7 protein-coding genes and 4 pseudogenes are annotated in these 12889 nt (G+C 56.9%); 7 read left to right on the forward strand and 4 right to left on the reverse strand.

Going from position 1 to position 12889, the window contains the following annotated elements; translation table 11 throughout:
- Window positions 1–315 precede the first annotated feature (315 nt).
- The 5 genes and pseudogenes from AC06DU_RS19210 (at window position 316) to AC06DU_RS19230 (ending at window position 4840) form a co-directional block, all read left to right on the forward strand.
- Complete coding sequence (locus tag AC06DU_RS19210; RefSeq protein ID WP_478203032.1) at window positions 316–1836, forward strand: hypothetical protein; 1521 nt, start codon at window positions 316–318, stop codon at window positions 1834–1836.
- Window positions 1826–2260, forward strand: a complete 435-nt coding sequence (locus tag AC06DU_RS19215) for a hypothetical protein (RefSeq protein ID WP_228607925.1) — start codon at window positions 1826–1828, stop codon at window positions 2258–2260. Before AC06DU_RS19210 ends, AC06DU_RS19215 begins: the two co-directional genes overlap by 11 nt.
- Before the next feature lie 67 nt (window positions 2261–2327).
- Window positions 2328–2464 (forward strand): annotated as a pseudogene (locus AC06DU_RS19220) (transposase); the annotation flags it as partial.
- A gap of 430 nt (window positions 2465–2894) precedes the next feature.
- A pseudogene (locus AC06DU_RS19225) lies at window positions 2895–3970 on the forward strand (IS3 family transposase).
- A gap of 315 nt (window positions 3971–4285) precedes the next feature.
- Complete coding sequence (locus AC06DU_RS19230; RefSeq protein ID WP_228607927.1) at window positions 4286–4840, forward strand: type II toxin-antitoxin system PemK/MazF family toxin; 555 nt, start codon at window positions 4286–4288, stop codon at window positions 4838–4840.
- Between the two features lie 299 nt (window positions 4841–5139).
- Here AC06DU_RS19230 and AC06DU_RS19235 read toward each other — a convergent pair.
- Window positions 5140–5334, reverse strand: a pseudogene (locus AC06DU_RS19235) (IS3 family transposase); the annotation flags it as partial.
- On the opposite strand from AC06DU_RS19235, the pseudogene AC06DU_RS19240 reads away from it, so the two are divergent.
- Together AC06DU_RS19240 and AC06DU_RS19245 are read left to right on the forward strand one after the other, a co-directional pair.
- A pseudogene (locus AC06DU_RS19240) lies at window positions 5326–5481 on the forward strand (integrase core domain-containing protein); the annotation flags it as partial. The pseudogenes AC06DU_RS19235 and AC06DU_RS19240 overlap by 9 nt on opposite strands.
- Before the next feature lie 577 nt (window positions 5482–6058).
- Entirely contained in the window at window positions 6059–7240 is a 1182-nt protein-coding gene (locus AC06DU_RS19245) for a restriction endonuclease (protein WP_228607929.1), read from the forward strand.
- Window positions 7241–7884: 644 nt separating this feature from the next.
- Here the strand turns inward: AC06DU_RS19245 and AC06DU_RS19250 are convergent.
- The 3 genes from AC06DU_RS19250 to AC06DU_RS19260 form a co-directional block, all read right to left on the reverse strand.
- The gene (locus AC06DU_RS19250) at window positions 7885–9681 is read right to left on the reverse strand and encodes a UvrD-helicase domain-containing protein (RefSeq protein ID WP_478203033.1); all 1797 of its coding nucleotides are present in this window, start codon (window positions 9679–9681) and stop codon (window positions 7885–7887) included.
- The gene (locus AC06DU_RS19255) at window positions 9678–11513 is read right to left on the reverse strand and encodes an ATP-dependent nuclease (RefSeq protein ID WP_478203034.1); all 1836 of its coding nucleotides are present in this window, start codon (window positions 11511–11513) and stop codon (window positions 9678–9680) included. The genes AC06DU_RS19250 and AC06DU_RS19255 overlap by 4 nt, the downstream gene beginning before the upstream one ends.
- 252 nt (window positions 11514–11765) lie before the next feature.
- The gene (locus tag AC06DU_RS19260) at window positions 11766–12683 is read right to left on the reverse strand and encodes a RusA family crossover junction endodeoxyribonuclease (RefSeq protein ID WP_478203035.1); all 918 of its coding nucleotides are present in this window, start codon (window positions 12681–12683) and stop codon (window positions 11766–11768) included.
- Between the last annotated feature and the right edge of the window lie 206 nt (window positions 12684–12889).

Here is a 12889-nt window from a genome sequence, read left to right on the forward strand (position 1 = left end):
GACTCCGACGGGTTTGTTCTAAACAGGTATTCCGATTCAACGTGGGATATTTCTCACCACTGCAATCGGGCTTATCGACTGCATTTCCGAGACGCTGCGCATCTGCGCGTTCAGAAGGTTAGCCCTGAGAACGGCGCATTGTTTAGGCTTTGCTTGGCATGGTGGTGGTGGGGGCCACATGCGGTTTCCAGAGCCAGGGAGCTAGAAGCACGATTTCGTGCTCTGCGCCCAATCTTTGAGCTATGCACCCAACATAGAATAAGCGCAGATCGATTCCACAGATTCCCGAAGCTTATCGCGCTCTATAAGGCAGCGTTGAAGCCATCACAGGCGGCCACCGCTGTTCGCTTGTTGCATGACGTTTTCGAAGCACGCAACGACCTTGGCTTCATTCTGGCGACGCGGGAGCAAATTGCCGAGCTCATCGTTGAAATTCCGACGCACGTGAAGGTGCAAACCCCATATGTTCCTCCGCGCATATGGCAGTTGCTAGCCATCAGAACCAACGAGATCATCGAAGAATTCCATGAACACTCGGATGAGTTCTCCAAAGTTTTTCTAGCCAACGTGCATGCTAGGATTTCAAACGGCGCCGCCGCGTCTACGCCAATTAATGAGTACTCCGGCGTCGTCAGGGCAATGCGCCGTTGGTTGAACGACCATTGCGACGGCCGCTTTCCGGTCAACACAATTTCCGCATATGCAAGCCTTGTTTCACTGTGCTGCCATGTGCAGATCGTCCTCTACTCCCTCATGCGGGTAGAGGAAGCATGGTGCTTGCCATTGGACTGCTTCATCACTGAAAAAGATAGCACTGGGGAGTTGGTATTCTCAGTGCGGGGCGACTCCACCAAGACGGTTCTCGACGGCGATGCCAGGTGGATCGTTGCCGAGTCTGTAGGTAGCGCGGTGTCTGCTGCGCAGAAGATCGCGCGGCTTCGCCTCAAAGCAGGCCAAGCAACGGGCGTGCTCGGACCAGATGCTGACGCTGCGGATGCCCCGCTGTTTCCGCGATCGTACGAGCCGTGGAGTACCGGCTCCGGACGATCACTGGCTCCATTCCTAAAGATTCGACACGCCGCTCAGGAATTAAATAGAGAACTGCGACGCTATAATATATTCACAGATAATGAGCTAATGATAACGGACGAAGATTTTGAAATAAGCCGCTTGATGAACCCAATGATCAACCCTGAGATTTTCGCTGTCGGAAAGAGATGGCCGCTTGCGTGGCATCAACTGCGTCGTACAGGCGCTGTCAACATGCATGCGTCCGGCCTTGTGAGTGACGCGAGCATTCAATATGAGCTCAAGCATACCCATGCTGCAATGTCTCGATACTATGGCCGCGGACATCACCTGCTAAGCGGAAATCTTAATTACAAGACCAAGCAAGATTACTTGCGAACCATGTATGAGATGCTCGCACGCGGGTTTGCAAGCCTTAGGAATGACACTTATGTAAGTCCATATGGTAGTGAGCACAAAAGGCGCATCCTCAGCATGACGTCAGCACGCGAGCATACCCAATTGCTCAAAGAGGCGAAGAAGGGGACCATTGCCTACCGAGAGCATTTGCTCGGCGGATGCACCAACCCTTTGCCTTGCGATAAAGGCGGCTTTGAGAGCGTCGCCGCCTGCGGAAGCGAAGGAAGCCCCTGCGAATGGCTCCTCTACGACAAAAGAAGACTCCCCCGTTACCGGGAGTTGTTGGGTGACATAGAGTCACGAGTGAGGAATGCGACGCCAGGCGAGCCACTTCACAATGCGCTTACTGTGCAAGAACGCGCCGTGCGCGCCGCGATTAAGATATGCGAGGACCAAGATGCCGCGTAAGCCAAGTGCAGAGAACAGCTTTAGAGAAGCATTTGAACGATTGAAGACTAATACTCCCCAACGCTTACCCAAGGGCACTGTTCCGCTCGAAGCAAACGTAGCACGCGAGGCAGGAGTTAGCCCATCTGCCCTCAAGAAGCAGCGTTTCCCTTCGCTGGTTGCAGAAATTCAGCAGTGGAACAAGGAGCGCGAAATTGATACGTCATTGAGGCCCAGAGTATCTGAAATTGAGGGCCGGCAGATGAGCAGATCTCTTCGTGAAAAAATAAAGGCGCTGACTAGCCAACGAGATGCCGCGTTATCGCTTTTGGTCAGCGCGGACAGCAGAATACTGGCACTTACTTTGGAGTGTGAGCGATTGCGCGCAGTTGAAAACAGCTCACCCGTAGCCTCTTTCAATGATAAACGGAAGATACGAAACTGAAGACTGATACATCCAGGGTTCTTTAGACATCTAAAGTGCATGGAAAATCGCTGATTCGAAGGCATCCATGAGCAGCCAGCGATATTTAGATGAATTCAAGATCGAAGCGATCCGGCGAGTGACCGATCGCGGCTTTAAGCGGCAGAGGTCTACGAGCGACTGGTTATCACTACGCACAGTCTATACATCTGGCCGCGCCAGTTCTGAAAGCCCGGCGTGGTGCTTGCAGCGCGACGAGCTGGATTAGATCGCCGAGGTTCTGCGGCGGGGCTGAGTGTGCGCAGCCGCCAACCTACTTGATCGACAGTTCGACGTAACTGAGCCGTATACGACCTGGGCGAGAGTTTTCACTTTGATCCTCAAGCTTGCAGTCTAAATGTACCTGGCTCTTGCGATCGATCGGTTTTCCCGACAAGTCGTCGGCTGGGTATGGCCAACCCACAGAGCGCTCGGCCTAGATCCTAATTGTACTGCGCGATTTTTGGCCCCTTTCATCGTGAGTCAGGCGGTCTCGGCCGCAGCATGGCTTGGGTGAGGTGCGACGTCCCCCCAATTTTGAGTAGCACCTCAGTTTGGAGTCCAATTCCCTACCCCAAGGAGATTGGACGTGAAGAAGCGTTTTTCCGAAGAGCAGATGATCGGCTTCCTGCGCGAAGCCGAAGCGGGCATAGCGATCAAGGACTTATGCCGGCGCCATGGCTTCAGCGAGGCCTCGTACTATCTGTGGCGCAGCAAGTTCGGCGGCATGAGCGTGCCCGACGCCAAGCGGCTCAAGGACCTTGAGGCCGAGAACGCGCGGCTAAAGAAGTTGCTGGCCGAGCAGTTGTTCGAGAACGACCTGATCAAGGATGCGTTGCGAAAAAGTGGTGAGCGCACCGGCGCGTCGTGCGCTGGTGTGCGAGTGGATCGGGCGTGGTGCCAGCGAGCGTCGTGCCTTGGCGGCGATCGGCATGAGCGCCAGCGCGCTGCGCTATTGCCCACGCCAAGACCGCAATGGCGAACTGCGCGAGCGCATTCTTGCGTTGGCGCATCGCCATCGCCGCTACGGCGTGGGGATGATCTATCTCAAACTGCGACAGGAAGGACGCCTGGTGAACTACAAGCGCGTGGAGCAGTTGTATCGCGAGCAGCAGCTACAAGTCCGGCGCCGCAAGCGCAAGAAGGTACCGGTTGGCGAGCGTCAGCCGCTGCTGCGGCCAGCGCAGGCCAACCAGGTGTGGTCGATGGACTTCGTGTTCGACCGCTCCGCCGAAGGGCGGGTGATCAAGTGTCTGGTGATCGTGGACGACGCAACGCACGAAGCGGTCGCCATCGACGTGGAGCGAGCCATCTCCGGCCATGGCGTGACACGCGTGCTGGACCGGCTGGTACACAGTCGCGGCTTGCCGCAGGTGATCCGTACCGACAACGGCAAGGAGTTTTGCGGAAAAGCAATGGTCGCTTGGGCGCATGCCCGTGGCGTGCAGTTACGGCTTATCCAACCCGGCAAGCCGAACCAGAACGCCTACGTCGAATCCTTCAACGGCCGGCCACGCGACGAATGCCTCAACGAGCACTGGTTCCCGACGTTGCTGCACACGCGCACCGAGATCGAACGCTGGCGACGCGGATACAAACGAGGACCGACCCAAGAAAGCAATTGGCGGGATGACGCCAGCTGCCTACGCCCAACATCTTGCCAACACCGATATCATCAACCCCGGACTCTAAACCCAACCGCTACTCAGGGCGGGGGACGTCAGTTCTTTTTCCCCGCATGCGCTGCTGACGGAGCGGAGCCTGCGGTGACACCGATTCGGCCTGCGTCATTTGAGCCGCCTGCGTTGAGTGCAAAGAGGCGGTATGCCAAGACAGTTGCCATAACAACTCGCCCGCTACCTAAGCGCTCAAGCCGGATCTCACGCATCTAGCGATTGCTTTGTCAAGCAGTCGCTAGAGAAGCGGACGTGAGTTATCCACAGATCTTTGCATGGCGCTTCGCGATTGTTTATGTAAAGTGACGGCATATCTAAAGAGTTGATCAACGTGGGACTTTCCTACCACCCTAAACCCGGCGAGATCTTCATGTGTGAGTTCCCGTCCGAGTACTTGCACGGGGAGATGATCAAGAAGCGACCGGTCATCATCCTTAACAACAAGATCGATGGCAGGCCGAAGCTTGTGAACATTGTGCCGATCAGCATGACTGCTCCGGCCCCCGTCTGCGCTCACCATGTAGACATCAATCGCATGTACCTGCCAAAGGGTTTGCGTGATAAGGCAGGGGATCGTTGGGCTAAATGCGACATGGTCTACACTATGTCCATCGAGCGCCTTGAGCTGGTGCGTGGCCATAAAGGCCAAAACTCCAAGCGAACATCTGATAAAGGAGCGCTGCCGCCGGCAGTGCTGCTCGCGGTCCGTGTCGCGGCAGCCAAGTGCCTGGGAGTTCATGCCGCCTCTTTCACAAAAATGAATGAAGGGGCCGATAAGCTTGTACCGGCGAGGCAGGAATTGGCGGCCGTTCCAGTAGAGGGGATGCCTGAATCGGCGGCTAATTCCGCAATGGCAACTGGTCGGGGTCAGCATGCATTTGCTTGACACCTACTTATTGGTACCGTAACTTTGCTTCTGTCGGGAACAGTCGACTCCCAAGACTGCATGTGATTCCTCGGTACCTAGAGTACCTATAGGCGCTAGCTGCAGCAGGCGGGATGGGCAATGACAAGTCCTCCGTAAGCCTTAGAATTTGCCCTCGGTAGCTTGCTACCGGGGGCTTTGTCTTTACGAGGGGGACGGGTGGCGCAAATGTATGCGCCAAGCTCTGCGCGACCTGTCCATGAGCCGCGTATCAAGCATCCTAGGGAATTGAACTGATACGCCCAGGGTTCCGAAGGCACTCAAGACCCTCGTTGCGCATAGCGCCGTTCGAACTCTACAGGCGATAGGTCGCCAGTTGAACCATGACGGCGTTGTAGGTTGTAGAACATTTCGATGTAGTCGAACACCTCGGCGCGTGCGGCATCCTTGGTGGGGTAGATCCGCCGCCTGATCCGCTCGCGTTTGAGCAGGCCGAAGAAGCTCTCACCGTCAGCTACGCTTGGCTGGCCACAACGTTGTTCGACACCATCAAGCAGGTTCAGGACAAGGCCACGCGCTGGCTATGGACGTACAACCATGAGCGCCCCAACATGGCGCTCGGCGGTATCACCCCAGCAATGAAATTGGCGATGGCCGCGTAGCTCCACTTTTGGCGAACGCTAAAAGCGGGGGGATTACCCCTGGGCGTATCAACCCGCACTTCATTTTTTAAAGGTCCTCCCATGTGCGCGTGAACGGGAGCGCGGCGCGTGATCGCGATCCGATGCGGAAATCGCCATGACATCAAGTTAGGGGCCCTTGCCGAGACCCTGGCGGACGTCAGCTATTGGCCGACAGCGGACGCTTAGCTGCAGTGGTGCAGGACGGGGGTTAACGTACATCGGGCTGTTGCCGGAAGGCTGGCGCGCAGTGCCTATCTGTATGACGCATTCCTGACCGCCGTGCTGCTGGTGACGGGATTGGGTCGAGCGGACGTGGACCGTTCCACTGCACGGAACTTGTTCGTGTTGTTTCCCGAATAGTTCTCCCACTTCTCGTGCAAGCGCGCCAAGTCCTGAACGGTCTTGGCGTGGTCGTTGAGGGTGTAGTCAGTCATCTTCGTTCGGGCAGGCTACGGGGCAAGGAGCATGCCCGAATCGAGCCCACCGGCCAGCCGTCGGCGGGTGGCGCCGCGGATTCCTCGATGGCAGCATTTGACTGTCGACAGGGAGGGTGAGCGTGGCAAAAGCGAAGGAACAGGCAAGCAGGCCGGATGCGCACTTGGAAGCGATCGTGTTGCAAGCCCAAGCAATCACGGAGGCTTGGGCCAAACGGCACGAGTTTTGGGAGGACTCCACTCACAAGAATCCCTTGGCGCACTACGACACGGAACCTGGGGAAGGCGTATCGATCCTGACGCTGTGCTCTGATGGCATGCCGGCACGATGCCTCAACGAGGGAACCCGAGAGGCCGATGAGCTAGGGGAAGAGTTGGCCCAGATAGGTCTCTACCTCGAGCTGGACGATGCAGTCACTGCCAACTACTACCTCATTGACCACGAGTCAGCGCTGCAGAAGCAGTTCGATCAATGGGCACAATGGCAGTGGACTTGCCGCCTGATCGAAGCAGACACGGCAGACGTCTCGGGGGACATCTACCGACACTTTGCGGAACACCCGGAAGATCTTTACCGGCTTCCTCACCGCGACTTCGAAGTACTGATCAGCAGCGTATTCACTGCACGGGGTTGGAAAACACAGATCGGCCCCGGCACGGCAGATGAAGGCGTGGATGTCCGGATGTGGCTTCAGTCTCCGCTGGGCGATGCACTGACCTTGGTCCAAGCCCGGCGATACGCAAAGCACCGGCTGATTGGCTTGGAGGCCGTGGCCGCATTGGAGGCGCACAGCCTGCGTGAAGAGGCGTCTGGGCTGTTTGTAACGACCTCCCGCTATCGGCGAGTGGCCCAGCGCTTTGCCAGTCGAAACAAGAAGCTCTTGCTGGCAGATTCGTCGGACGTCGCGACCTGGTGCCACGAGGCGTCTGTTACTGTGCAGAGCGCGAAGGCAAAGGCACTGGCCCTTGAGTCGGTTGATCGCCTGCTGGCAGAGGTAAGGGCGGCGGGCACGCACCCGGCCCTGGTGTACTGCCTCAAGCGCTATCCGTCCTTCTGTCTGGTGCTGCGGGAGACTCCGACCGGTGCGCTGCTTATGCCCATTCCAACTGAAGCGACGTCGAGCGACGGGCAGGCCGGATACGTGTTGCCCGTGTTGGATGGGCGCCTGAACTACCAAACGCCAGACCGGGGGGTGTTCCGCGCCATTCGCACGGAGCGAGATGGCGACGTGAGCTACTGGGGAGGGGGAGATCTATACAGTCCTTGGGGAGGGAAAGCCTTGGGCTTCGACTTCTGGGACTGATGGCGTGGGCGCCATCGTTAGTCGATGCAGTGCCGCCGGTCTTAGCCGCATGAAGCCTTAAGGCGGCCTTGATATTAAGGCTCGAAGAAGCGTCGGAGGTAACCTAGCGATGTCAGCTTCTGGCCTGAAGCAGCCGTGAAATTCAAGAGGAGCGAGGGGCGACAGCGTACGGCCCGTGGCGGACGAAACTCTGGCGATGTCGACGACTACTGGCCCTGAGTCGCTAACGCCAACGGCATGCTGCGTCCGGCTCCCAAGGCCTCGAATCTTCGTAGAGCACCTAAAGGGTCTCCTTACTTGTTAAGGACCGACAAGTTTGGACCGACGTCAGGGCGGTGCTTGCCTCCTTGGCCGTTGGCGAGGGCCAATGAGCCACGGACGTCAGCTCTGCCCCTAGGCCACTGCAACCATAGGTTTGTCGCCACCCGCAACCATAGGTTGAGCCATTTTTTCGCCTCATTCGCGCAACTATGGTTGCCGAGCACTCCTAGGTTCTCCCATCGAACCGGCAAGAACCAGCTCCACTAAGCAATGCGTACTCAGGCCCGTTATGGGAGAGAACCTCTGATTGCCCCCATTCTTCTTCGTCTTTGGGCGTTGATTTGATGCTGGTGACGGGCTGGGCTTTTATCCGGTCTTCCCACTCAGGGGGTACCTATGCCATGCCCGGCAGGAGGGGCCGCAATCTTAGCGGTTGCGTCCTTGAAGCCTTTCGCTTCAAGATCGGCACGAAGGATCTTCAAAGCTGTCGCCGGAACACCCAGCCACAGCAGATCCCTTGCTCGGGTCACAGCCACGTATCCAATTCGCCCATCCTCAGTGGAACCCCCGTCTAGGAGTGCAGATACATGCGCCTTCGTTGCCATGTAGAGGACGGCATCCAGGCTTTCGCCTTTGACTTGGTGCACGGTGCTAATTCTGACCCGCAGGGGTTGATCTGCACCTAGGTCCGGCGGGCTCATTAGCGGCGAACTGGATAAACTCTTCTTTGAGAGCCGACTGCCGAGCTTGGACGAGGTGTGATTGAGTCCATGAGCCGTGCTCAGATTCGTCATCAGGACCCTGACACGTTGCAACAATGTCGGCTGCCAATCGCTTACGGCGGGTAGCGACGCACTAGGCAGACCTGCTACCGAATCTCTGGTGAAAGCCCAAATAGCGCGACGAAGCGCTCGTTCTTCTGGGTACCTGGCTGGCTGAGTTAGGCGAGCAACGATGCCCTTGGGTGCGTTGTCGGTCAAACCTATGATGGCAGTTGCCACGAGTCTGAATGCTGTTGAGTAGTCAGAGTGGATATCGCGCACCATCGCCGCTTGGGCAAGCATCTTCGTCGTTCCAACACCAGGGGCACCCTCACTCCCGGCCAGCTCGTTGGCCCACTTTCGTGCACGGCAGAGCACGGCGGAACGTCCAGGGTCCAAGCCAGCAGACATCAGTGTCGCCTGGAAGGCCGCCAGGACATTCTGCGTACTGGTAGTCGTGTACGGAACGAAGTAGGCTCCGTGGAGCGTAAGTGGCGCGTGCCTATCCGGTTCGTCCGTACGCGCTGAGATTGCATTGGCTAGATCGAGTACGGCCGGTACGGACCGATAGTTGCGTGTCAGGGCTGCCGGAGCAACACCGGGTTTGCTGTGGTAGCTGGACAGGAACGAGCCGGTGGCACCCATGAACTCGTAGATGCCCTGATTGGGATCGCCAATGAGGGAGATTTGAGAGCCTGCTTGGCTGAGCCTTTCAATGATCAACTGGTGCAGGATCCCGATATCCTGCGCTTCATCAATGAGGATGTGGGGATAGCGACGCGCGAGTACGCGCAGGATCTCGGGTTGTTCGCGGAGGGTGAGGTCGGCCCAGTAGCGCGCCAGCTCGTGGGTGTAAGCCCCCAGTTTTCCCAAGGCTGCGGCAGCCTTGGGGCCATTGTTGATTCTCGTCAGCATGCCGGAGTTCTGGTAGAAGAAGTCCGTTCCAGCCCCTGAAGGGCCTATAACAACGCGATGGATATGCGCTTGGGGCACCGGGTAGTTACCGGTTCTCGGCGATTCCACCCAAAAGCGATAGTCCTTTCCTAGCAGGAACGACTCGCTTCCTGATAGCAAGAACGGGGTCGTGGTACATCCCATTGTCCGATGGGCGTGAGGTCGCAGAATGTTTGTCGTAATGAACCCGTCCAGTGTGTCGATCTCAACGCGCTGGTGGGACGGGATCTTGAGCGATCCCACGGCAAGTGCTTGGTACTCGCGCCTGAAGGTCTCGACTGCGATGTTCGAGAAGGACAGGAGCGCAACCCGGCCCCGGTGATCACCGAGGCATCGACGTATGTGAGCGAGTCTTCGTACAGCCGTGAATGTCTTACCACTTCCCGCACAAGCGATGACCGACATCGGCTGCAATGGTGCCGTGATGATCGCACCCTGTTCTAATGAAGGAGTATCCGTGCTCATTCGTCCTCGCCCTTCTTCGGGCCAGGCTGGCAAGCGTGTTCGACTGCAGACTTGATGTACCCGGGGACAATGAAATCTTCGGCTTTCGCTTTAGCGATAAGGTGCGCCAAAGCTTGTGCAAAGCGCCCCTTCTGGACGTTTCCGTTCTTCCTCTCGAACATTCCGCTGAATAGTACGCGAGCCTTCTCTGTCTCTCCCGTAGCGGCGTCGACCTTCTTCGCCAGGCTTGCAGATATCTTCGGGTGAAGCTCGCTAAGCGCCGCAAGCATCATCTTGCGGTTGCAGGCGTATAAGGCCAAGTCATACTCAAGCGTCTTCAGCCCATGGAAGACCTTGAGATATGAATCTTCGAACTTGATCATACTCAGGGTGTTTGCAGACAGCTGCACCTTGTCACCAATCGAAGGGTAGACAGGAGCCGCCTTCTTCTTTCCACCAGAGGCGTCATCTGTCGACGCAAGGTCGTCCGCTACTACGCTACCGTCACTCCCCGCCTCTTCATCCTCTTCGCTCGGACCCGTTGGGTCCGCATCGGTAAGCACGGAGACCGGAATCTTCAGAGCATTCTCTCCGAACAGTGGAATGAACGAGTCGAAGTTGAGGCCTTCAACGCTGATGAGGCTGACACCATGCTTGCGTAGATCGTGGCCGCACTTCTCTGCGAGCACACTGACAAGAACCAACTCCGCAGCGCCTTCAACCAGGATGGCGCGGCGTGCAAAAAAGAGCTCAGCCCGAGTTACGTCCAAATAGCGCTCAAGCTTTTCGCGCTTTCCGACAGCAAACTTGATGTCTCGCGGAAAGAACGTCTCCACCTTGATGCCGGTGTCGACTAGGCAAGTCAAACTGTCGAGATTGGCGATGCTGGCAAAGTTGGGTGAGTGGCTGGTAACGAACAGTTGGACAGGCTTCTCCTTGTCCACTGCCTTGATGGTCTCAAAGTAGCCCAAGAGCACAGCCTGCAATTGGGGATGTAGATGTGCCTCGGGCTCCTCAATGATCAGGCCTCGATAGCTGGCTTGTGGGTTCTTGGTCAGCTCGCTGAGCACGACCGCCATGAAGATTAGATTGTTGAATCCGAGCCCGTTCTGCTCAAGCTCGAACAGATCAACGGTAAGAGAGAGGCGCGAAGCCAGGCGTTGAAAATCACTGACGCTAACCCCGAGCTCAAGCAGCTGAGAAAGCTGCGGACCCAGCATCTCCGAGTGCCGGGTGGTTATCGCCTTGTGGGTGCTCACAATTGGCGCCTTCTTTTTGAGCTCATCATCCAGGAGCTTTAGTGCCCCATTGATCTCGATCTTGCCATCGTCATCAACGAGAAGCTGAAACAGTCGCGACAGCTGGCTCATGCGGCCGGGCCTAAGGGCTTGAGATGCGTCGCGTAGGGGTTGAAGATAGACCCCTCGAAGATTCTCCATCATGTCCGCTGTCAAGCCGACATCGTCATTGTCTCCACACCAGCGCTTCGCTCTGAGTCGCCCTGTCTTGTCTGCCTCGGAGAAGCTGATGGTGATATGCGCCTCCATCTGCCCGTCTTTGGCAGGCTTCAGGGCACTCATGAAGTCAGCCTCATCGTCGGGGCACAAGCCTCGGAATATGTACTTGAAAACGATACTTCCGCTAGGCGATCCTGTCTTCGGCCGATGGATATCGTCCGAGTCCAACCGCGGGTAAGGTTCGTCATGCCCGGCAAGGAGCGACCTCAACGCATCGACAATGGCGGTCTTCCCCGCGTTGTTTGCACCGACCAGGACGTTCAGTCCACTCTGGAAGTGCAGGACTGCGTTGTTCATTTTGCGGAAGTTCGTGATGGTCAGCTCTGCCAAATACACGCTGATATCTCCTTGTGCCCATGGCGGCGTAGCCGCCCTCCTTTTCCTAGCTGCAGCATGATGATGGCCGGCTGGCAGCCATATCTACCTGCGGCGATTCTACTCAATTCAGTAGAACTAGACGTATCACTCGTCTTCGTGCGCGCATCGCGTTGAGTTTCTGCGGGGCCTCATAACACGTAAGGGGCAGCGCCAGACCCGTAAACAGCTCCCCGTACTGAAGGAGCAAGCCGAGTAATCGACCCGCCGCCCTCATCCCGTGGCTTCCTGACAGGCGTCGCAACACCGTGCTATGGCGCAGCGTGGATCCTTCCCGTCGCGCTCATCGCTGCCGCAAGCAATTAAGCCGCTTACGGCCCCCGATCCCGATGGCCTGGTCGATCCATCCTCACGCTTTGAAGCGGAGATTGAGCTTCTCAGCGACTTGGATTGGCTCAACAATAGCCTCCAAGTAAGGCCGTGTTCGTAGCACTTAACCAGGAACTCTCTCAACCTATAGATTCTTGCTGGGTCCATTCCACCCAGCCTGGTTCTGTGGAATTCCCACGTCGAGTTCACCAGGGCTCGGTCAAAGTCATTCCCTTGGCGTCTGAATTCTGCAGCCAAGCGACGCTGGCCTCTTCTGAACATTATCACTTCGAGCGCACCAAGAATGTCGCGCATGCTTCTGAAATCAACGTTCATCGGAAGGCAGACAGCAGAGGAATACTGGATGAAGGTGAGGCTCTCCTTCTTCAAGCACTCGTCATTATTAAACTGAATTCGCAGGATCAGGACGTCCTTCTCAGTTTGATGATTACGCGAGTTCCAGAAGCTGTGCATCGATCCGATTTGTGAGTCATCAATCAGCAGACCCTTCTCGCCGGTCAATGCATCAATGATCGGCTTGGTGATGTTGTCGATGTCGCCGATCTTGTCGGTTTCCTGTCGTTGGGTTGCGTGCAGGTACCAAAGCAGCTCAAGGTTAACCTGCCCTGCGCAAATCCAATTGAAGTCCTGTAGAGATCTTCTAATATTCGAGCAGAGCTCGTCGCGAGCCGATTTCTGGGACTGCGCGCTCACGATTCGATCAAATTCGAGCCGAATCTTAACCTCGGCCGAGGCTAGCTCCTCAATCTTGTAGATGCTGGATGAATCGCAGTTCTCGGTGACAAGCTCTACTCTAACCATGGCGATCTATCGCGAAAGAATGGGTGTCTGGTGTTCTGGGTGACGCCACATCTCCGGCGCGCTCGGATGATGGCGACTCGGCATTCCTCGCCAACATAGAGAGGGGTATCCCCAAGGCGGTGTCGGGAGGGGCAATAATTGGAGATGCTTACGGCTCGCCAACAGCAAGTTCAACGCTGGCTGCCGTCGGGCAGCCAGCTAGCCGA

It is taken from the genome of Xanthomonas sp. NCPPB 3200 (assembly GCF_056393585.1).